The organism is Pantoea ananatis PA13 (assembly GCF_000233595.1).
Classification (GTDB): domain Bacteria; phylum Pseudomonadota; class Gammaproteobacteria; order Enterobacterales; family Enterobacteriaceae; genus Pantoea; species Pantoea ananatis.
On record NC_017554.1, the window covers coordinates 533684 to 555612 of the forward strand.

The 21929-nt window shown below is 54.6% G+C and carries 21 protein-coding genes and 1 pseudogene; 19 read left to right on the forward strand and 3 right to left on the reverse strand.

Translation table 11 applies throughout. The features are described from left to right. The first annotated feature begins 40 nt into the window (after positions 1-40). From mutL to PAGR_RS02640, 12 genes are all read left to right on the forward strand, one after another. Positions 41-1879, forward strand: a complete 1839-nt coding sequence (gene mutL / locus PAGR_RS02585) for a DNA mismatch repair endonuclease MutL (RefSeq protein ID WP_014594725.1) — start codon at positions 41-43, stop codon at positions 1877-1879. After that, the gene (gene miaA / locus PAGR_RS02590; protein WP_013027405.1) at positions 1872-2822 is read left to right on the forward strand and encodes a tRNA (adenosine(37)-N6)-dimethylallyltransferase MiaA; all 951 of its coding nucleotides are present in this window, start codon (positions 1872-1874) and stop codon (positions 2820-2822) included. The genes mutL and miaA overlap by 8 nt, the downstream gene beginning before the upstream one ends. Positions 2823-2926: 104 nt before the next feature. Further along, on the forward strand, positions 2927-3241 hold the full coding sequence (gene hfq, locus PAGR_RS02595) for an RNA chaperone Hfq (protein ID WP_013027404.1): 315 nt from the start codon (positions 2927-2929) through the stop codon (positions 3239-3241). Positions 3242-3316: 75 nt separating this feature from the next. After that, positions 3317-4597: a ribosome rescue GTPase HflX gene (gene hflX / locus PAGR_RS02600; RefSeq protein WP_013027403.1), complete on the forward strand. Its 1281-nt coding sequence runs from the start codon at positions 3317-3319 to the stop codon at positions 4595-4597. Between the two features lie 166 nt (positions 4598-4763). Continuing rightward, positions 4764-5996 (forward strand): FtsH protease activity modulator HflK, encoded by a 1233-nt coding sequence (gene hflK / locus PAGR_RS02605; protein ID WP_013027402.1) that lies wholly within the window; start codon positions 4764-4766, stop codon positions 5994-5996. Positions 5997-5999: 3 nt separating this feature from the next. After that, a complete protein-coding gene (gene hflC / locus PAGR_RS02610; protein ID WP_013027401.1) occupies positions 6000-7004 on the forward strand; it encodes a protease modulator HflC in 1005 nt (334 codons plus the stop codon). A 55-nt stretch (positions 7005-7059) separates the two neighbouring features. Beyond that, positions 7060-7260 (forward strand): DUF2065 domain-containing protein, encoded by a 201-nt coding sequence (locus PAGR_RS02615; RefSeq protein ID WP_013027400.1) that lies wholly within the window; start codon positions 7060-7062, stop codon positions 7258-7260. Positions 7261-7426: 166 nt separating this feature from the next. Beyond that, a complete protein-coding gene (locus tag PAGR_RS02620) occupies positions 7427-8725 on the forward strand; it encodes an adenylosuccinate synthase (protein ID WP_014604898.1) in 1299 nt (432 codons plus the stop codon). 221 nt (positions 8726-8946) lie between these two features. Continuing rightward, entirely contained in the window at positions 8947-9390 is a 444-nt protein-coding gene (nsrR, locus tag PAGR_RS02625; RefSeq protein ID WP_014604899.1) for a nitric oxide-sensing transcriptional repressor NsrR, read from the forward strand. Between the two features lie 16 nt (positions 9391-9406). Continuing rightward, positions 9407-11842, forward strand: a complete 2436-nt coding sequence (gene rnr, locus PAGR_RS02630) for a ribonuclease R (protein ID WP_013027397.1) — start codon at positions 9407-9409, stop codon at positions 11840-11842. 68 nt (positions 11843-11910) lie between these two features. Then, positions 11911-12645, forward strand: a complete 735-nt coding sequence (gene rlmB, locus PAGR_RS02635) for a 23S rRNA (guanosine(2251)-2'-O)-methyltransferase RlmB (protein WP_014604900.1) — start codon at positions 11911-11913, stop codon at positions 12643-12645. Between the two features lie 85 nt (positions 12646-12730). Continuing rightward, the gene (locus PAGR_RS02640; RefSeq protein WP_014604901.1) at positions 12731-14359 is read left to right on the forward strand and encodes an isovaleryl-CoA dehydrogenase; all 1629 of its coding nucleotides are present in this window, start codon (positions 12731-12733) and stop codon (positions 14357-14359) included. Here the strand turns inward: PAGR_RS02640 and bsmA are convergent. Next, positions 14333-14659, reverse strand: a complete 327-nt coding sequence (gene bsmA / locus PAGR_RS02645) for a biofilm peroxide resistance protein BsmA (protein WP_014594721.1) — start codon at positions 14657-14659, stop codon at positions 14333-14335. The two genes, PAGR_RS02640 and bsmA, sit on opposite strands and share 27 nt — an antisense overlap. Before the next feature lie 57 nt (positions 14660-14716). After that, positions 14717-16648 (reverse strand): methyl-accepting chemotaxis protein, encoded by a 1932-nt coding sequence (locus PAGR_RS02650; RefSeq protein ID WP_014604902.1) that lies wholly within the window; start codon positions 16646-16648, stop codon positions 14717-14719. 156 nt (positions 16649-16804) lie between these two features. Between PAGR_RS02650 and yjfP the strand changes: the two genes are divergently transcribed. From yjfP to PAGR_RS02680, 6 genes and pseudogenes are all read left to right on the forward strand, one after another. Next, the gene (yjfP, locus tag PAGR_RS02655) at positions 16805-17554 is read left to right on the forward strand and encodes an esterase (RefSeq protein WP_014604903.1); all 750 of its coding nucleotides are present in this window, start codon (positions 16805-16807) and stop codon (positions 17552-17554) included. Positions 17555-17827: 273 nt separating this feature from the next. Beyond that, positions 17828-18223 carry a 30S ribosomal protein S6 gene (gene rpsF, locus PAGR_RS02660; RefSeq protein ID WP_013027391.1) on the forward strand — a complete coding sequence of 132 codons (396 nt, stop codon included), beginning with the start codon at positions 17828-17830 and terminating at the stop codon, positions 18221-18223. A gap of 6 nt (positions 18224-18229) precedes the next feature. Further along, positions 18230-18547 (forward strand): primosomal replication protein N, encoded by a 318-nt coding sequence (gene priB / locus PAGR_RS02665; protein ID WP_013027390.1) that lies wholly within the window; start codon positions 18230-18232, stop codon positions 18545-18547. Positions 18548-18551: 4 nt separating this feature from the next. Beyond that, entirely contained in the window at positions 18552-18779 is a 228-nt protein-coding gene (rpsR, locus tag PAGR_RS02670) for a 30S ribosomal protein S18 (RefSeq protein WP_000135199.1), read from the forward strand. 38 nt (positions 18780-18817) lie between these two features. Then, positions 18818-19267: a 50S ribosomal protein L9 gene (rplI, locus tag PAGR_RS02675; protein ID WP_013027389.1), complete on the forward strand. Its 450-nt coding sequence runs from the start codon at positions 18818-18820 to the stop codon at positions 19265-19267. Positions 19268-19389: 122 nt separating this feature from the next. Further along, positions 19390-20354, forward strand: a pseudogene (locus tag PAGR_RS02680) (DMT family transporter). A gap of 34 nt (positions 20355-20388) precedes the next feature. Here PAGR_RS02680 and PAGR_RS02685 read toward each other — a convergent pair. Beyond that, positions 20389-21054, reverse strand: coding sequence for a LysM-like peptidoglycan-binding domain-containing protein (locus PAGR_RS02685; RefSeq protein ID WP_014604904.1), 666 nt, complete (start codon positions 21052-21054; stop codon positions 20389-20391). Positions 21055-21274: 220 nt separating this feature from the next. On the opposite strand from PAGR_RS02685, the gene bamJ reads away from it, so the two are divergent. Then, positions 21275-21895 carry a BamJ family beta-barrel-assembly machinery protein gene (gene bamJ, locus PAGR_RS02690; RefSeq protein WP_014604905.1) on the forward strand — a complete coding sequence of 207 codons (621 nt, stop codon included), beginning with the start codon at positions 21275-21277 and terminating at the stop codon, positions 21893-21895. Positions 21896-21929: the final 34 nt, after the last annotated feature.

Sequence of the window (21929 nt, forward strand, 5' to 3'; positions counted from 1 at the left end):
CGGCCGCCGTGCCGGGTTGTCAGCCACAAGGATATCCAGCATGCCAATACAAATTTTGCCGCCGCAACTCGCAAACCAAATTGCGGCGGGAGAAGTGGTTGAGCGTCCTGCATCGGTCGTCAAAGAGCTGGTGGAAAACAGCCTTGATGCCGGGGCGACGCGCATTGATGTGGAAATTGAAAAGGGTGGCGCAAAACTGATTCGCATCCGCGATAACGGCTGCGGTATAGCGAAAAATGAGCTGGCAATGGCGCTGGCTCGGCATGCCACGAGTAAAATTGCTTCGCTGGACGATCTTGAGGCCATTATGAGCCTGGGCTTTCGCGGTGAAGCCCTGGCCAGTATCAGCTCAGTGTCTCGTCTGACCCTGACATCGCGCACGGCCGAGCAAAACGAAGCCTGGCAGGCGTATGCTGAAGGGCGCGATATGGACGTTACTGTTAAGCCCGCCGCCCATCCTTGTGGATCGACGCTGGAAGTGCTTGACCTGTTTTACAACACGCCAGCCCGGCGCAAATTCATGCGCACTGAAAAAACTGAATTCGGGCATATTGATGAAGTGATCCGGCGCATCGCGCTGGCGCGCTTTGACGTGGCTATCTCATTAAGCCATAACGGCAAACTGATGCGTCAGTACCGGGCCGTCAATGATGACGGGCAACGTGAGCGTCGGCTGGGTGCCATATGCGGGACGACCTTCATGCAGCATGCGCTACGCATAGACTGGCAACATGATGACCTTGTATTGCGCGGCTGGGTTGCCGATCCGTCCGGCTCCCGTCAGGTGAGTGATATTCAGTATTGCTATGTTAATGGCCGCATGATGCGTGACAAGCTGATCAATCATGCTATACGTCAGGCGTTTCAGAGCCAGCTACAGGATGATCAGCACCCCGCTTACGTCTTGTATTTAGAGATAGATCCGCATCAGGTCGATGTAAATGTGCATCCGGCAAAACACGAAGTGCGTTTTCATCAGTCACGTCTGGTGCATGACTTCATCTATCAGGGCGTCATGAGCGTGCTGCAGGAAAGCGCCTCCCCGGTTCTGCCAACGTTACAGGCTGAAGAACCCACTCCGCGTTGGCAGCAGGAGAACCGCCAGGCGGCAGGCGGCAATCATTTCAGCCAGCCGGCTGTCACAGGTGACGCGGCCAGGCCATCGGTTGCACCCGCCTGGCAAAATAAAGACGCCGGATACAGCCAACGCGAAGGCCGGGTTTACCAGCAGCTTCTTAAAACGCCGGCGAGTTCGCCGGCAACCAAAAGTGCCGAGCCTGCGGCACGAGAGCCGGTCAGTGCCGTGCCACCTCTGGCGGCTCACGCCCACAGTTTTGGCCGCGTGTTAACCGTGCTTGAAGGCCAGTATGCTCTGCTTGAGCAGGGCCAGCGGTTACTGCTAATGGCTCTGCCTGTGGCAACCCGCTGGTTAAAGCAGGCACAGTTAGAACCTACCGAAGGTGGGCTGAAATCACAGCCGCTTTTGATCCCGGTGCGGTTAAAAATCGCCTCGGCGGAGCGCAAGGCGGCCCAGGAAAATCTCAGCCTGCTCAACCTGATGGGCATTGATTTACACCCTGAGGGTGACCACATTATCCTGCGTGCGGTGCCTTTACCGTTACGAACACAAAATTTACAAATCTTGATTCCTGAACTGTTAGGCTATCTCGCCCGGCAGCAAGAGAACTCTGCTACGCAACTGGCCCAGTGGCTGGCGCGACGTGAAGATGCAGAGCCTCAACACTGGAATCACTCCCAGGCGATTACCTTGCTGGCTGAGCTCGAAAGGCTTTGTCCGCAGTTACTGAAATCGCCACCTTCTGGCTTAGTACAAGCCATTGAGATTGAGAGCGCGGTCAACGCGTTGAAGCATGAGTGAACTGAACCAGGCTGGCCGGCCAAAGGCAATATTTTTGATGGGGCCTACAGCGTCAGGCAAAACCGCATTAGCGATCGAATTGCGCAAGCACTTACCTGTAGAGCTTATCAGCGTAGATTCGGCTCTGATTTATCGTCAGATGGATGTCGGTACGGCAAAACCCTCTGCAGAAGAGCGGGCGCAGGCGCCCCATCGTTTGCTGGACATTCGCGATCCTGCCGAAGCCTATTCGGCGGCAGAGTTCCGGCGGGATGCGTTAGCAGAAATGGCGGATATCGTTCAGCATGGACGAATTCCGTTGCTTGTTGGTGGAACTATGCTCTACTTCAAGGCGTTACTTGAAGGATTGTCGCCGCTGCCCTCGGCCGATCCGGAGGTTCGTCAAAAAATAGAGCAAATGGCGAATGAAAGAGGCTGGGAAGCTTTACATCGTCAACTTTGCGAAATTGATCCGGTCGCAGGCAGTCGTATTCATCCGAATGATCCGCAGAGACTTTCGCGAGCACTGGAAGTTTTTTTTATTTCGGGTAAAACTTTAACGGAACTGACAAAAATTTCTGGTGAAGCGTTACCCTACGATGTGCATCAGTTTGCTATCGCCCCCGCGAACCGCGAACTGTTGCATCAACGCATCGCACTGCGTTTTGATCAGATGTTGGCGTCAGGATTTGAAGCGGAGTCTCGGGCCCTGTTTGCACGAGGTGATTTGCATACGGATATGCCTTCCATTCGTTGTGTTGGCTATCGCCAGATGTGGTCGTATTTGGCTGGCGAGATCGATTACGACGAAATGGTTTATCGGGGAGTTTGCGCAACCCGGCAACTCGCTAAACGCCAGATGACCTGGTTACGTGGTTGGGAAAATATTCACTGGCTAGACAGTGATGAACCTCACTCAGCGCGTGATACAGTACTGAAGGTTGTTAGTGCGAAGCATGGGTGATTGTGTACAATTGGCAAGTTACGTGCGCAAATTTTTACGCAGTTTTTTTCAGAACCACTGTGTTCTACAAGCAACAAACAACAAGCATATAAGGAAAAGATAGAATGGCTAAGGGGCAATCATTACAAGACCCGTTTCTGAACGCACTGCGTCGTGAACGTGTTCCGGTTTCGATTTATTTGGTTAACGGTATTAAGCTGCAAGGTCAGATCGAATCCTTTGATCAGTTCGTGATCTTGTTGAAAAACACGGTAAGTCAGATGGTTTATAAGCACGCCATTTCTACCGTCGTGCCTTCACGCCCGGTTTCTCACCATAGCAACAATACCGGCGGTGGCAGCAGCAACAATTACCATCATGGCGGCAGCAGCACTTCTGCGCAGTCGCAGCCACAACAAGACGGTGATAACGCAGAGTAAGGCGGCACCGTTTAACCAGGATCGGAAAGCGTCAGGTTTTCCATCCTGGTCTTTTTATATAAGCGAGGTTATAGCTTGTTTGACCGTTATGATGCCGGTGAGCAGGCCGTACTGGTACACATCTGGTTCTCCCAAGACAAAGAGCTGGAAGATTTACAGGAATTCGAAACCCTGGTGTCTTCTGCTGGCGTTGAAGCACTGCAGGTTGTCACCGGCAGTCGTAAAGCGCCACACCCAAAGTATTTTGTCGGTGAAGGAAAGGCCGTTGAAATTGCCGATGCGGTAAAAACAAGTGGAGCATCGGTCGTTCTTTTCGATCATGCTTTAACGCCCGCTCAGGAACGTAATCTTGAGCGCCTGTGCGAGTGCCGTGTTATCGACCGCACTGGCTTGATTCTTGATATTTTTGCCCAACGCGCACGTACCCACGAAGGTAAATTGCAGGTTGAGCTGGCGCAGTTGCGTCACCTTGCAACACGTCTGGTACGTGGCTGGACGCACCTTGAACGCCAGAAGGGCGGGATTGGCCTGCGTGGTCCGGGTGAAACCCAGTTAGAAACTGACCGCCGTTTACTTCGCGGGCGCATTAGCCAGATTTTGTCGCGTCTTGAACGTGTTGAAAAACAGCGCGAGCAGGGCCGCCAGGCGCGTGCCAAAGCGGACGTCCCGACTGTTTCACTGGTGGGCTACACCAACGCCGGTAAATCTACTCTCTTTAACGCCATTACGTCTGCCAATGTCTATGCCGCGGACCAGCTGTTTGCGACGCTGGACCCCACGCTGCGTCGGCTAAACGTCGCTGATGTGGGCGAAGTGGTGTTGGCCGATACCGTTGGCTTCATTCGCCACCTGCCGCACGATCTGGTTGCCGCCTTCAAAGCTACCCTGCAAGAGACGCGTCAGGCCACGCTGCTGATGCACGTGATCGATGCCGCCGATGTCCGGGTTAATGAAAATATCGGCGCGGTTAATGAGGTGTTGGAGGAAATCGACGCTGATGAAATCCCCACGTTACTGATCATGAATAAGATCGACATGCTGGACGGTTTTGAGCCGCGCATCGACCGTGATGAAGAAAATATGCCGGTCCGCGTGTGGCTCTCTGCACAGTCCGGCGTCGGCATTCCTTTATTGTGGCAGGCGCTTTCCGAGCGGTTGTCCGGTGAAATTGCGCAGTATGATTTACGTCTGCCGCCGGAGGCGGGTCGCTTACGCAGCCGCTTCTATCAGTTGCAGGCGATTGAAAAAGAGTGGAACGAAGAAGACGGCTGTGTAGGGTTGCATGTGCGTATGCCCGTGATTGACTGGCGCCGCTTGTGCAAGCAGGAGCCGTCGCTGACCAGTTATATTGTTTGATATTGCCAAATCGAACTTACTCTGAGGATTTTATGTTGTCGTGCGGCGTTGGGGGTTTGCTCTCTGACAGTGACTTTGCAAAGGGTCAGGGCAACGAGCGTAGCCAGCGTTGCGACAATACGGAATACAACGGGTAAGCCGCTAAAACTATAAATGGAGTAATGACATGGCGTGGAATCAGCCCGGAAATAACGGACAGGACCGCGACCCGTGGGGAAGCAGCAATAATCAAGGCGGCAACTCTGGGGGAAATAAGGGAGGTAAGGAATCTGGGCCTCCTGATCTGGATGATATCTTCCGTAAACTGAGCAAAAAGCTCGGCGGATTCGGTGGTGGCAAAAAAGGTGATAACGGTCAGCGCAGTTCCGGTGGTAGTGGCAAAATCTTTGGTATCGTCGCCGTAGCCGCCGTCGTCATCTGGGCCGCGAGCGGATTTTACACGATAAAAGAAGCCGAGCGGGGCGTAGTCACTCGCTTTGGTAAGTTCAGCCACCTGGTGGAGCCGGGCCTGAACTGGAAACCGACCTTTATCGATCAGGTGCGCGCGGTCAACGTTGAAGCCGTTCGCGAACTGGCGGCATCAGGTGTGATGCTGACCTCTGATGAAAACGTCGTGCGCGTTGAAATGAACGTGCAGTATCGCGTTACCGATCCTGAGCGCTATTTATTCGCGGTGACCAGCGCCGACGACAGCCTGCGTCAGGCAACCGACAGCGCCCTGCGTGGCGTCATTGGTCGCTCTACCATGGATCGTATTCTGACCGAAGGTCGTACGGTCGTGCGTAGCGAAACCCAGCGTGAAATCGACGAAACCATTCGTCCTTACAATATGGGCATTACGGTTCTCGACGTGAACTTCCAGGCGGCACGTCCACCAGAAGAAGTGAAGTCGGCGTTTGACGATGCGATTGCCGCACGTGAAAACCGTGAGCAGTACGTACGTGAAGCCGAAGCCTATGCCAACGAAGTGCAGCCGCGTGCTAACGGTCGTGCACAGCGTGTGCTGGAAGAAGCGCGTGCCTATAAAGAGCGTACGGTTCTGGAAGCACAGGGTGAAGTCGCGCGTTTTGCCAAGCTATTGCCTGAGTACAAAGCCGCGCCGGAAATCACCAAAGAGCGTCTGTATATCGAGACCATGGAACGCGTGCTGAGCCATACACGTAAAGTGCTGGTGAACGATCGCGGTAACAATCTGATGGTCCTGCCTCTCGATCAACTGATGCGTGGCGGCGAGTCTTCATCCGCGAAGAGTGGACAAAAAAGCAGCTCAACATTGCCCTCGCTTTCCGATCGCAGTGCCAGCCGCAATGACACGTCGTCATACAGTCCAGACAGCATCATGGATCAGCGTCGAGCCAATGCTCTGCGCAACGATACCCAGCGCGAAGGGAGAGAGTAATCAATGCGTAAGCCAGTAATTGTACTAATCATTATCGCGTTGGTGGCCTTTTATGCGTCGCTGTTCGTGGTTCAGGAAGGCGAGCGCGGTATCGTTCTGCGCTTTGGTAAAGTGTTACGCGATAGCGAAAACAAACCGCAGGTGTTTGCGCCGGGTCTTCATTTTAAAATTCCGTTTATCGAAACGGTTAAGATGCTGGATGCACGTATCCAGACCATGGACAACCAGGCCGATCGCTTTGTAACCAAAGAGAAGAAAGACCTGATCGTGGACTCTTACATCAAGTGGCGCATCAGCGATTTCAGTCGTTACTACCTGGCGACCGGTGGCGGGGATGTTTCTCAGGCCGAAGTCCTGCTGAAACGTAAATTCAGTGACCGTTTACGTTCAGAGATGGGACGTCTTGACGTTAAAGACATCGTGACCGATTCACGAGGCCGTTTAACCACCGACGTGCGCGATGCATTGAACACCGGTACGGCGGGCGGTGACGACGAAGTTGCCACGCCTGCTGCGGATGATGCTATCGCCAGTGCAGCCGCGCGAGTTGAGCGTGAAACCAACAGCAGCGAACCTGCGCCTAATCCAAACAGTATGGCGGCGTTAGGGATTCAGGTTGTAGATGTGCGCATCAAACAGATCAACCTGCCGACGGAAGTGTCGGATGCGATCTTCAACCGTATGCGCGCAGAACGTGAAGCCGTTGCACGTAGTCAGCGTTCGCAGGGTCAGGAAGAGGCCGAAAAACTGCGCGCCCAGGCCGATTACCAGGTCACCCGTACGCTGGCAGAAGCACAGCGTGAGGCATTGATTACCCGCGGTGATGGTGATGCAGAAGCGGCGAAACTGTTTGCCAACGCATTCAGCCAGGATCCGGATTTCTATGCCTTTATCCGCAGCCTGCGCGCGTATGAAAACAGCTTCAATGAAAATCAGGACGTCATGGTGCTGAGCCCGGATAGCGACTTCTTCCGCTATATGAAGGCGCCTTCTAACGCCACGCGTTAAGAACTGATATAACTAACAGGCCGACAATGTTGTCGGCCTTTTTTTTGGATGCAGTATGAACGTGAATATCTGGATGGCACTGGCGTTGGTTCTGGTGCTGGAAGGCCTGGGGCCAATGTTTATGCCACGTCTGTGGCGACGTGTGATTTTGAGCATGACACAATTGCCCGATCGCCTGTTACATCGATTTGGCGGGGGATTGGTGGTGGCAGGAATGGTGATTTACTGTATGTTGCGGCTGCATGGCGAACTCTGATGCGTTCAGCCTCGCCGTCTGAATGGTATCTCAGCCTCGATTTTACCCCTGGATGTTGTAGTGATCAAAACTCAGGCAAAAAAGCGCGCAATCGTATGCTAAAAGTGCTGAAAACCGAAAAATCAGATGGTAGAATCCTTTTTTAAGCAATCGGTGATTTTGAGAAATGGGTAAGAACGTCGTCGTACTGGGCACCCAATGGGGTGACGAAGGTAAAGGTAAGATTGTAGACCTTCTGACTGAGCGCGCTAATTACGTTGTGCGTTATCAAGGCGGCCACAATGCGGGCCATACACTTGTCATCAACGGTGAAAAAACCGTCCTCCACTTAATCCCTTCTGGCATTCTGCGTGACAACGTTACCAGCATCATTGGTAATGGCGTGGTGCTTTCTCCTGAAGCTCTGATGAAAGAGATGAAAGGCCTGGAAGAGCGTGGAATTCCGGTACGCGAACGTCTGCTGATTTCTGAAGCCTGCCCGTTGATCCTGCAATACCATGTGGCAATGGATATGGCGCGCGAGAAAGCGCGTGGTGCAAAAGCCATTGGTACCACAGGTCGCGGTATCGGTCCTGCTTATGAAGACAAAGTAGCCCGCCGTGCACTGCGCGTCAGCGACCTGTTTAACAAAGAAACCTTTGCAGCCAAGCTGAAAGAAGTGATCGACCTGTATAACTTCCAGCTGGTGCACTACTACAAAGAAGAAGCCGTTGACTACGACAAAGTGCTGAGCGATGTGATGGCGGTTGCCGACATCCTCACCAGCATGGTTGTTGACGTTTCTGAACTGTTAGACGTGGCGCGTAAGCGTGGCGATCTGATCATGTTCGAAGGTGCCCAGGGCACGCTGCTGGATATTGACCACGGTACTTACCCCTATGTGACCTCCTCAAATACCACTGCCGGTGGCGTGGCGACGGGGTCAGGTATTGGTCCACGCTTCGTGGATTACGTCCTGGGTATCGTTAAAGCTTACTCAACGCGTGTCGGTGCAGGCCCGTTCCCGACCGAGTTATTCGACGAAACCGGTGAGTTCCTGTGCAAGCAGGGCAATGAGTTTGGCGCCACAACAGGCCGTCGCCGCCGTACTGGCTGGCTGGATGCGGTTGCTGTACGTCGTGCCGTGCAGATTAACTCGCTCTCCGGTTTCTGCATGACCAAGCTGGACGTGCTGGATGGTCTGAAAGAAGTGAAAATTTGTGTGGCTTACCGCATGCCTGATGGCAGCGAAGTCACCACCACGCCGCTGGCAGCGGAAAACTGGGAAGGCATTGAGCCGATCTACGAAACCCTGCCGGGCTGGAGCGAGACAACCTTTGGCGTGAAAACGCTGGAAGGCCTGCCCCAGGCCGCGCGTAACTACATTAAACGTGTAGAAGAAGTGACCGGTGTGCCAATTGATATTATTTCAACGGGTCCAGACCGTAGCGAGACGATGATTCTGCGTGATCCCTTCAACGCATAATCATCCTGTGGCCGGACATTGTCCGGCCTTTGTTTTTATGTAATTTGATGCCACTAAACGCCCCTTCGCTTGTCAAACCCTTCACTGGCTGAAAAAAATACACGGTCGTCAACAGTCTGGTTTATCATCGTAACTCAATACGAAAGAGCCAGTTCAACATTGAAATAAAGAGCAGGACGGGCGAGCATAGACGTGCCACCGGATGATTGACTGAGGTCACTGTGCAGCTAACAAGTTTTACCGATTACGGCCTGCGGGCGCTGATTTACATGGCCACCTTGCCGGAAGGCAGGCTGACCAATATCACTGAAGTCACCGATACCTATGGCGTATCGCGTAATCATATGGTCAAAATTATCAATCAGCTTAGTCGTGCAGGATTCGTCTCCGCCATTCGTGGTAAAAATGGTGGTATCCGCCTGGGCATGAGCGCCAGGGACATCGTGATAGGTGAAGTGGTACGCAAAATGGAGCCACTACAGTTAGTGGATTGCTCGAACTGCTCTATCGCGCCCGCCTGCCGCCTTAAAAAGGCCTTACATGACGCCGTGCAGCTGTTTTTACAGGAGCTGGATGGCTACACGCTGGCAGACTTAGTAGAAGGTAATACACCTTTATATGAAATTATATTGTCCGAACCGCCGGTGGCAATGAATATTAAATGACATCGGAGGAACCGTAATGTCAAAAGATCCTTTTCTGGACAGAGAAGCTGAAAAGTACGAAAACCCTATTCCAAGCCGTGAATTTATTCTGGCGTTATTAGAAAAACGAGAAAAACCGGCCAGCCGTGAAGAGCTGGCACAAGAGATGAACCTGCAGGAAGAAGAACACCTCGAAGCCTTGCGCCGTCGTTTACGTGCGATGGAGCGTGACGGTCAGTTAGTTTTTACCCGCCGCCAGTGTTATGCCTTGCCAGAACGTCTCGATCTGCTCCGTGGAAAAGTCATTGGCCACCGTGATGGCTATGGCTTTCTGCGCGCAGAAGGACAAAAAGACGATCTCTACCTGTCTGCGGAACAGATGAAATTCTGCATGCACGGCGACGTGATTCTGGCCCAGCCACTGGGTGCGGATCGCAAAGGCCGCCGTGAAGCCCGTGTGGTGCGGGTACAGGAACCGCGTAACAATCAAATCGTCGGCCGCTACTTTACGGACGCGGGCGTGGGATTTGTGGTGCCTGATGACAGCCGTCTGAGCTTCGACATCCTGATTGGCCCTGACGAAACCATGAATGCCCGAATGGGCTCCGTGGTGGTGGTTGAACTGTTGCAGCGCCCGACGCGTCGTTCGAAGGCGATCGGCAAAATCGCAGAGATTCTGGGCGATGACATGGGCACCAGCCTGGCGGTCGATATGGCGCTGCGCACGCATGAAATTCCGCACAGCTGGCCGCCAGAGGTTGAGGCTCAGGTGGGCAAACTGAATGAAGAGGTCCCGGAGTCGGCAAAAAAAGGCCGTGTTGACCTTCGCGATCTGCCATTGGTCACTATTGATGGTGAAGATGCGCGCGACTTCGATGATGCTGTTTACTGCGAGAAAAAACGCGGCGGCGGCTGGCGGCTGTGGGTCGCGATTGCGGACGTCAGTTATTATGTTCGTCCCGGCACACCGCTGGACAACGAAGCGCAGCAGCGCGGTACCTCGGTCTATTTCCCTTCGCAGGTGGTGCCGATGCTGCCGGAAGTGCTGTCGAACGGCTTGTGTTCGCTGAATCCACAGGTCGATCGCCTGTGTATGGTGTGCGAAATGACCGTGTCGTCAAAAGGTAAGCTCACCGGCTTTAAGCATTATGAAGCCGTGATGAACTCCCATGCACGTCTGACCTATAACAAAGTCTGGAATATTCTGCAGGGCAATCCGGAACTGCGTGAGCAATATGCGCCGCTGGTGAAAGACCTGCAGGAACTGCACAACATGTATCAGGTGCTGGAAACGGCCCGTGAAGAGCGCGGCGGCATCTCATTTGAAACCGAAGAAGCGAAATTTATCTTCAACGCGGAACGTCGAATTGAACGTGTCGAGCGCACCTCACGTAATGATGCCCACAAGCTGATTGAAGAGTGCATGATTCTGGCAAACATTGCCTCCGCGCGTTTCGTCGAGAAGCATCAGGAACCGGCACTGTTCCGCGATCACGATCGTCCCAGCGATGACAGTATCAAAAGCTTCCGCACGGTATTGAATGAGTTGGGTCTGAGCTTACCGGGCGGTAACAAACCGCAGCCGATCGATTACGCCGCGCTACTGGATCAGGTTGCCGATCGCCCCGACGCGGAAATGCTGCAAACCATGCTGCTGCGTTCCATGAAACAGGCGGTGTACGATCCGGAAAACCGGGGCCACTTTGGCCTGGCGCTGGCCTCTTATGCGCACTTCACTTCGCCAATCCGCCGCTATCCGGATTTGTTACTGCATCGCGCCATCAAGTATCTGCTGGCAAAAGAGCAGGGCGAAGTAAAAGGCCTGACCACGGCTACCGGCGGCTACCATTACGATATGCAACAGATGCTGCAGCTGGGCCAGCACTGCTCCATGACAGAGCGCCGTGCCGATGAGGCCACTCGCGATGTGGCAGACTGGCTGAAGTGTGACTTTATGCAGGATCAGGTAGGCAACGTCTTTAACGGCGTGATCTCCAGCGTGACCGGATTCGGCTTCTTTGTGCGCCTGAGCGATCTCTTTATCGACGGGCTGGTTCATGTCTCTACGCTGGACAACGACTACTATCGTTTCGATCCGGTAGGGCAGCGACTGATTGGCGAATCTGGCGGTCGTACCTATCGCCTGGGCGATACCGTTGAAGTCCGGGTCGAAGCGGTCCATATGGACGAGCGTAAAATCGACTTTGCGCTGGTTTCCAGCAAGCGCCAGGTACGTGGCGAAGGCAAAACGGAACGGGATAAGGCGAAGCGGAACGCTAAGGCACCGACGAAGCATCGCCGCCAGGCCGGTCGCAAAACGAATTTCGAGCCGGATTCAGCCTTCCGCAACAGCAGCAGTCAGCCTGCTGCGGCAAAGACTGAGAAAAAAAGTAAAAAAGTTTCCGAGAAAACCCGTAAAATCGCCGCCGCCACCAAGGCTAAGCGTGCCGCGAAGAAGGCGAAGCCGGCCTGATGCGCACATCAGCCCCTGCGTGCATGCAGGGGCTGTTATCCATTCATTTCCAACCACTGAGCAGATTGATGAGCGAAATTATTTTTGGTATCCATGCCGTGCAGGCGCTGCTGGAACGCGATCCTCAGCGTTTCCAGGAAGTCTTTATTCTCAAAGGCCGCGACGATCGTCGCCTGCAACCGCTGGTGACCGCGTTAGAAGCTCAAGGGATCGTGATTCAACTGGCCGATCGTAAATGGCTGGACAGCCAGGTGGAAGGCGGCGTACATCAGGGGATCGTGGCGCGTGTGAAGCCGGGCCGCCAGTATCAGGAAGGCGATCTGCCGGATCTGCTGCAGAGCCTGGAAAAGCCGTTCCTGCTGGTGCTCGACGGCGTTACCGATCCCCACAACCTCGGTGCCTGCTTACGTAGCGCCGATGCCGCAGGCGCCCATGCCGTGATCGTTCCCAAAGATCGCTCCGCACCGCTGAACGCGACGGCGAAAAAGGTTGCCAGTGGTGCGGCAGAAAACGTTCCCCTCATCAGGGTAACCAATCTGGCACGCACCTTGCGCCTGCTGCAGGAATATAACATCTGGGTCGTCGGCACCGCTGGCGAAGCCGACCATACTGTATACCAAAGCAAGATGACCGGGCCGATGGCGCTTGTCATGGGGGCTGAAGGTGAAGGGATGCGTCGCCTGACGCGTGAGCACTGCGATGAGCTAATCAGTATCCCTATGGCAGGCAGCGTTTCGTCCCTCAATGTGTCAGTGGCCACTGGCGTCTGCCTGTTTGAAGCGGTTCGTCAGCGTAACGCGTGATCGCTGCCGCAATTTAGTCTTTCTGTCCGGTCATAATGGTGGCTCACCTTACATACTGAGTGAGTGATATCCGCGAGGAGCCGTTATGACCTGGACAACTCACACCGTTTTCAATCAACCTTTTCCCCTCAGTCACAGCAATCTGTTTCTGTCTGATGTTCCGCTGTGTGACGCACTGCAGCGTGAAGGCGGGGGCTGGGACAGCGAGTGGCTGGCGTCAGTCGGCAGGCAGTTGGGCAGTGCAGAATCGCTGGAGCTGGGCAGGCTCGCCAATGCCAGTCCGCCTGAACTCCACCGTTATGACGCACGCGGCGTCAGGCTGGATGACGTCCGCTTTCATCCAGCCTGGCATCTACTGATGCAGGGCCTTTGCGCCAGCCGTCTGCATAACCTCAGCTGGCAGCCTGACGTACAGCCAAATGCCAGCGTGGCCCGTGCGGCACGCTTTATCTTGCATGCTCAGGTTGAGGCCGGAACGCTCTGTCCGGTGACCATGACCCACGCGGCAATCCCTTTACTACAGCGTTATTTGCCTGCCCGGTTTGAGTCCTGGCTTGAACCCTTACTCAGCGATCGTTACGACACGCATGCGGTTCCGGGCGATCAGAAGCGCGGTCTGCTGATTGGCATGGGCATGACTGAAAAGCAGGGCGGCAGCGATGTGCTGACCAATACGACGCGCGCAGAGCCCCTGGACAGGCGCGGAAGCGGTGAAGCCTATCGTATCGTCGGGCATAAATGGTTTTTCTCTGTGCCGCAAAGCGATGCGCATGTGATTCTTGCGCAAACGCAGCAGGGGCTCAGCTGCTTCTTTCTGCCACGGCTGCTGCCGGACGGTTCACGAAATGCCATCGTCATTGAGCGGTTAAAAGACAAGCTCGGTAACCGATCCAACGCCAGCAGTGAGGTGGAGTTCAGGGAGGCGACCGGCTGGCTGCTGGGCGAAGAGGGCGAAGGCGTTCGTCTGATCCTGAAAATGGCGGGCATGACGCGTCTTGACTGCGCGCTGGGCAGCCACGGCCAAATGCGCCGGGCGTTTTCCGTTGCGCTGTACCACGCACATCAGCGTCAGGTCATGGGCAAAACTCTGGTGGATCAACCGATCATGCGTCAGGTGCTGGCGCGTCAGGCCTTGCAGTTAGAAGGGCAAACGGCACTGCTGCTACGCCTGGCTCGTGCCTGGTCTTCTCCCGCCAACGTCCATGAAGCCGCCTTCGCCCGGTTATTCACCCCGGCGGCGAAATATGTGATCTGTAAAGCAGGCGCCCCCTTTATCGCTGAGGCCATGGAGATACTGGGCGGCGTGGGCTATTGCGAAGACAGCGAACTGCCTCGCCTCTATCGTGATATTCCGGTTAACAGTATCTGGGAAGGATCGGGCAACGTGATGTGCCTTGACGTATTAAGAGTGGTGGGCCGCCAGAGCGGCACGCTGGACATGCTCAGGCAGGAGTTTGACGCCGTTAAAGGCTGTAACCGCCATTTCGATCGCAGCTGGCGACAGCTGGCTCTGCACCTGAGCAAAATGGATGAGTCGCAGGCCCGTGAACTTACCGACAGGCTGCTGCAACTGGCGACGGCGGCACAGTTGTTGAAGCACGCCGAGCCGTTAGTGGCGGATGCATGGTGCAGTCAGTGGCTTGACCCGCGCGGCACGCGCAAAATCGAGGGGCCACTGACCGACCGCTTACTGGCGCGCGCCAGCGGCAGGTGAGGCGCCATACAGGATGGCAGTCGTGTACCAGATCCCGGGGGTAACCGTTTCGTCGACCATCAAAATCTGATAATAAACGGCACCGGCCTGATTCGCGCGTGCAGCAATGGCACGCTGCGCGTCGTCAGGCGAGCCTCTTACGCTGGCGCTAATGGTGCCCAGCTTCGGTAAACCGCCACTCTGGGCACGGGTAATAGACTGCGCGTGACCTGTTGGCGCGGGCGGGGCCTTTGGCGTCACCTGGAACAGCGAGCAGCCACTTAACAACAAACTTAACGTCAGTAACAGAGCGTAACGCATAGCAGATTTCTCGCCGTCAGGTTAAGTGGATAAGTGTAAGCTACCCGCCCGTTATCTTCACGATTTGATCGAGAAAACACTGACCAGCTGCGTCAAATGATGCCCCTTGTCGCTAAGGCTCTGGGCTGTGTTTTCTGCCTGTGCAACCAGTTCACTGTTTTGATGGGTAGCCTGGCTTATCTGGTTCATCGCCAGATTGACCTGACCAATGCCCGCCGTCTGCTGTTGTGCAGCAACGTTAATCTCACCCATTAATGCCTGAACCTGCTCAATATGCGTCACGATATCGCTCATCGCGTCACGGGTTTGCTCCGACAGTGTATGTCCCTCCGCAACGTGACGTATCGAGGTCGCGATCAGCGTATCGATCTCTTTTGCCGCCTGTGCCGAACGCTGTGCCAGCGCACGCACTTCGGCTGCCACTACGGCAAATCCACGACCGTGCTCACCTGCACGCGCGGCTTCGACAGCGGCATTCAGGGCCAAAATATTGGTCTGGAACGCGATGGACTCGATAACGTGGGTAATTTCGGCAATGCTCTGCGAAGACACGTTAATGGCCGACATCGTGCTGACCGAGCGCGTCACCGTCTGGTTGCCATTACTCACGATACCGCTAGCCTCCGCGACCAGCGACATGGCCTGACGCAGGCTATCGGCGGTGTGCTCAACGGTCGCACCAAACTGCTCCATGCTGGCAGAGGTTTCTTCAACGCTGCTGGCCTGGCGGCCAATCTGCTCACTGATGTTGTGGCTGCTGGCTGCAATGGTATCTGTGCCGTCACTGATCTCCTGCGCGGCGCGGCGAACCTGGGCAACAATCTTCTCCAGCCCCTCGCCGATGCCGTTAATGGCGTTAATCAACTGACCCACTTCGTCATGACGCGTGGTGTCCAGATGCTCCAGCAAATTGCCGGCGGCATACTGCTCAGCTAAGTGAATAACCTGTTGTAACGGTCGCGTGATGGCGCGGCGGCTGTACCAGACAAAGCAGGGGGCAAACAGCAACACCAGAATCAGGCCGGTGATAAGAAACAGATTTCGGCTATGAATAACCGGAGCCAGCAGGCTGTCACGGTTAACTTCACCGACCACAATCCAGTTCCAGCCGGGCAGCTGTTGCCAGGCCAGCATCTTCGTTTCACCGTCGATTTCGGCTTGCTGAACACCCTCGGGCTGCGCCAGCATCTGCTTCATGACGCTATCCTGCCAGTCTGGACGCTTGCCTTCATTTTGTTTATCAAACAGATATTGTCCCTGCGCCGCGCCCGGCGAGCCGTTGAGCACATAGAAATGCCCGCTGTCGCCCAGGCGGCGAGCCAGCACTTTTTCGCGCATCAGGCCGTACTGCTTATCGATCTGGACGCCGACAAACAGAATCGCGATGACGGCACCGCTGTCGTCTTTAATCGGTTGATACTGCGTGATGTAACGGTGATCGAATAAGGTGGCCAGTCCCCGGAAGGTTTCCCCCTTCATGACGCTTTTCCAGGCGGCGCTGGCAGGATCAAGTTGGGTACCGATCGCCCGGCTGCCATCCTGTTTCTTCAGGGACGTGGAAATACGGATAAAATTATCACCATCACGGACAAAAATCGTCGCGACAGCCGAGGTGCGATCCGTAAAATCATCGACGGCGATCTGATCGAGGTTAAGGGTTTTAAGGCCGGCACGCAGGGTCGGTGTGGAAAATTCTCCGACCTGAACACGTGTGGTTTCATCGCGGCTGAAGCGTTTAGGTAAAAAGCTGACGAAGAGCTGAGTATAGTTGCCGACTTCCTGCGTCAGCGTCGCATTAAACATGGATGCCATCTCGGTGATGCCCTGCACCTGATTAACCATGTCATCGACGGCAAGACTTTCCAACTGGCGTGAAGCATTCTGGCTTTGGATAAGGGTTAACGCCAATAACAAAACGCCTACGCTGAAGGAAGTGATGACGCATAGCTTCACTCCAAGGCTCGTTCTGCTAAGAGAGAAACGTTTCATAGATTACCTTTGTTTTCTTGTCAAATATGCATTAACAACGGCAGCGCAGCGGAAATATTTAGTTTAGAAATTATTACTATTGTAATGTTGTAAACCATTACCCAGGTTATCGTCGTTGGCGAGGCGCTAAAGGCCGCCCCTGCTTCAGGAGAAAATATGATTGAACTCACCACGGAAAGGCTGGCAGGTATTGAATGTTTGCATGCAGCACCCGCAGGCCAGCGCCAGCAGCGGCTGCCAACGGTCGTGTTTTATCATGGCTTTACCTCGTCGAAAGAGGTTTATGCCTACTTTGCGGTGGCCCTGGCCCAGGCGGGGTTTCGTACCCTGATGCCCGATGCCGATATGCATGGCGCACGCTATAACGGCGATGCCGACGCGCGGTTTAGCCATTTTTGGGACATCCTCAAACAAAACATTGATGAATTCCCGTTGATAGAGGCCGCGTTACGCGCTGATGACCTGATTGCCGGCGACCGTCTTGCCGTCGCCGGGGCCTCAATGGGCGGAATGACGGCGTTAGGGGTGATGGCGCGCTATGCGCATATTCACAGCGTCGCCTGCATGATGGGGTCCGGCTATTTTATGCAACTCAGCCACACGCTGTTCCCGCCTGTCACGGTAATGGGCCCGGAACAGCAGGCACAGTTCACAAAACGGATGGCGCCGCTGGCGGATTACGATCCCGCTGCCCGGCTACATAATCTCGCGGACCGCCCCCTCCTGCTATGGCACGGTGAGGCCGATGAGGTCATCCCTTTCGCAGAAACCCAGCGGCTGGAACGGGCTCTGCATGAGCAGAGGCTGGATACCCATCTTGTTTCGTTGTCCGAAAAGCATATCGGACACAAAATTACGCCGTCGGGCCTGACGGCGCTGGTCAGCTTTTTTAAGCGCCAACTCTAGCCCGTAAACGACAGCGCCTTCCGTTTCAGCCTCTGTTTGCCTCTGCATTCCCGCTTTCCGCACACAAGGGCGGAAAGCGGGCGTCTCCCGACAATTTAAATGAAATCCCCGCTTGAGTTTGTGCGTTGCCGCCAGTATGATTACGCGTCAATTTTTCAGCTGCATTCAGAGGTGTGTGTCATTACGGTGACCCACGACCTATAACGTTCCTTGCTTCCGTGGGCCGCAGCTGACCCTGACAGGAGGCTGAATAATCCGTAAGGAGCAATTTCGATGCGTCATTACGAAATCGTATTTATGGTTCATCCTGACCAGAGCGAACAGGTTCCGGGCATGATCGAGCGTTACACTGGTGCTATCACTGGTGCAGAAGGCACGATCCACCGTCTGGAAGACTGGGGCCGTCGTCAGCTGGCTTACCCGATCAACAAACTGCACAAAGCACACTATGTTCTGCTGAACGTAGAAGCGCCGCAGGAAGTGATCGACGAGCTGGAAACGAACTTCCGCTTCAACGACGCCGTTATCCGTAGCATGGTTATGCGCGTTAAAAACGCGGTAACTGAAGCATCACCGATGGTTAAAGCGAAAGACGAGCGTCGTGAGCGCCGCGAAGATTTTGCTAACGAATCCGCTGATGACTCAGATGCTGGGGATTCTGAAGAGTAATCCATCGTGACGGTTAATCGGCTGCGCTTGTCTGGCACGGTGTGCAAGACGCCAGTCCGTAAAATTAGCCCGTCAGGAATTCCGCACTGTCAGTTCGTGCTTGAGCACAACTCGGTGCAGGAGGAGGCCGGATTTCACCGGCAAGCCTGGTGTCGAATGCCTGTTATTATTAGCGGCAGCGCCCATCAGGTGATTACTCAACATATAACGGTCGGCACGCAACTCATTCTCGAAGGCTTTATCAGCTGCCATCAGGCGCGAAATGGTCAGAGTAAAATGGTGTTACATGCCGAGCAGATTGAATTGATAGATTCTGGAGACTAGCCAAATGGCACGTTATTTCCGTCGTCGCAAGTTCTGCCGTTTCACCGCGGAAGGCGTTCAAGAGATCGATTATAAAGATATCGCAACGCTGAAAAACTACATCACTGAAAGCGGCAAGATTGTACCAAGCCGTATCACTGGTACTCGCGCAAAATACCAGCGTCAGCTGGCTCGTGCTATCAAGCGCGCGCGTTACCTGTCTCTGCTGCCGTACACTGATCGTCATCAGTAACGGCTGTTGTCCATTAACGACTTTAAGAGGATAAGGTAATGCAAGTTATTCTGCTTGATAAAGTAGCAAACCTGGGCAGCCTGGGTGATCAGGTTAACGTTAAAGCGGGCTACGCTCGTAACTTCCTGGTTCCACAGGGTAAAGCTGTTCCTGCTACCAAGAAAAACGTTGAATTCTTCGAAGCACGTCGTGCAGAACTGGAAGCCAAACTGGCTGACGTTCTGGCAGCATCTAATGCTCGCGCAGAGAAAATCAACGCACTGGGCACCGTTACCATCACGTCTAAAGCAGGCGATGAAGGTAAACTGTTCGGTTCCATCGGTACCCGCGACATCGCTGATGCAGTCACTGCAGCTGGCGTTGAAGTCGCTAAGAGCGAAGTTCGTTTACCGAACGGCGTTCTGCGCACCACCGGTGAGCACGAAGTGGACTTCCAGGTTCACAGCGAAGTCTTCGCGAAACTGATCGTGAACGTAGTAGCAGGCTAATTTTTAGTTACCTGCCACACCTGAACGCCGACACTTGTGTCGGCGTTTTTGTTTTAACGACGTAACAGAATTCCCTTCTCTGTCTTGCAGATTCAGGCTCCTCCGGGCATGTTCAATATAAAATGAAACGCGATTTTATTATTGGCCACGCCCATGCATATCCTTCTGCCGAATCCGTGTTCACCCGTCGAAATGGGGGTTTTTGCCTGCGCAACGCGGTGCTGTTTGCTCTGGGGACGTTCTTACCCCGCGATCAAAAGTGGCGACGTGCTGTATCGAATCGCCCAGACGATATTGCCTCGAAAGTAGTTTTTGCCGGTTATCGTTTTTTGTTAGCGGGGCTGATATTGTTTCTTTTTGCCCTGGTGCAGCGCAAACCGGTTTACCGTTTATCCCCCAGCAGTTTAGTCAGCTTGCCCTGTTGGGTAGCATGCAAACCGCCCTTCAATACACGTTTTTCTAAATCGGGCTCGCGTTTACCATAGGGGTAAAAGGTTCGATCATGAACGCCACGGACACATTTTTTAGCATCATGCTGGCGCGTTTTATCTATCAAAATGACAGGCTCAGTGACAACAAATCGCCTGGCTGCCTTCTGAGTTTTAGCGGCGTGATGCTGGTCAACCTCGAAAGTAGACTGAGTGATTTTCAGTTTGTCTGGCAGGGTAACGGCTTCGCGGTGCTGGCCGCGTTTCTCCTCTCTGCCGCCACGCGATAGGGAAAACGCATTTCTCACACTATCGATCCGAGGGTGATGACCGGCTGGCAGTTGGCTCTGGGCGGAGGCGCCATGGTAATGGGCGGCGACCTGGCGAGTGGGACGCTGCAGATTAACATTATCGGTGCTGGGGCGGTGTTGGGTTATCTGACGCTGATCTCGTCAGTGACCTTTGCCTTGTGGAGCGTGCTGCTAAAATATAACCGCGTCAGCATGATTGCGCCGTTTAACGTCGTGATGCCTGTAGCGGGAACGGTGCTCTCCGCCGTTTTCCAGGGTGAAGATATGTTGGGCATCAAGTATCTGCTTGCCCTGCTGCTGGTCTGTTCGGGGATCGTGCTGGTCAATAAAATCAAAAAAGCGGGATAACGGACAGCCGGTGACGTGAGCCACCGGTTATCGCTTATTCTACCCGTAAAAAGCTGCCGTCCGGCTGGCGGGTAAACAGCACCGGGCCGTTCGCGCCATCCAGCGTTAAACCTGTCACGACGCCTTTTGCATCCCGACGGATTTTCACCTGTTGGCCCTCTTTTAATGTGCTGAGCGGCTGATCGTTACCTTCGACGCGCGCCATCGCAAAGACGTCATTCACCGGAAGATTATTGTCGCGGAACAGCTGCGCCAGCGTCTGCCCGGACGCAATCTGGTAGCTATGCCAGTCACCCTGAGAATCGGCCTTTGCCTCTGGCTGAGACGCGGATTGAGCCGGTTTGTTATTGTAGATGTCCGCCTGCATCGGCACCTCTTTTTCTGCCGAAGGCGTCACAGGCCGTTCTACCGGATACTGTGGCGTGCTGGACGGCCAGAGAAAGGCCAGCAGCAGGATGAGTAAAGCGAGCACGATCCCACGACGGTGGAAAGCCGGCAGCGGGTCCATCCAGCGGATATCGTCTGTGAAATGCCAGATTCGATAAAGCCAGTGAGGCAGGCGAGACGAGACGTTTGAAGGCATATCAGGTTCCTCCGCTCCGGCACCTTGCGGCCGCGTTCGTTGCGGCAGCCAGACCTGTAACCGGGTTAAAATACGCAGTGCGTGCGTCCTGCGGCGACGAGGGGCAATCTGGCCCATATTTTCTCTCTTTCTTATAGTGCCACTGACAAGGAAAAACTTGTCACTTATACAGTATGGGCAATGTGGACGCGAAGTGCCTGCCAGCATTGATAAATTTGACCTGCGTATTGTTTCTCTTTCGCCAGCAAAAGTCATCTGCGGCGCTGTGGATTTTACGCCAGCGGCCTGCGCTGCTATGCTGCCCGTCTTACTATATCCGAGAGTGAAAGGAACGAAGATGACTACCCCTTCTTTCGACAGCGTCGAAGCACAAGCAAGTTACGGTATTGGTTTACAGGTTGGCCAGCAGCTGCTGGAGTCTGGTCTGCAGGGGCTGCAGCCAGAAGCACTGCTCGCGGGCCTGCGCGACGCGCTGGAAGGGAACTCACCCGCGGTGCCTGTTGATGTGGTCCATCGCGCGCTGCGTGAAGTCCATGAGCGTGCGGAAAGCGTGCGTCGTGAGCGCGTGGAAGCGATGGCCGCAGAAGGCCAGGCTTTCCTGCAGGACCATGCCCAGCGCGAAGGCGTCAGCAGCACCGAGTCAGGTTTACAGTTCAGCGTGATGACGCAGGGGGAAGGTCCGATTCCATCGCGCCAGGACCGCGTACGCGTGCATTACACCGGTAAACTGATCGACGGCACCGTCTTTGACAGCTCAGTCGCTCGCGGCGAACCGGCTGAATTCCCGGTTACCGGCGTGATTGCGGGCTGGATCGAAGCGCTGACGCTGATGCCGGTGGGTTCCAAATGGGAACTGGTTATTCCACACAACCTCGCTTACGGCGAGCGCGGTGCGGGTGCGTCCATCCCGCCATTCAGCACCCTGATTTTTGAAGTTGAGCTGCTGGAAATCCTGTAAGGATAAAAGGGCGGCGCGATGCCGCCCTTAGCCC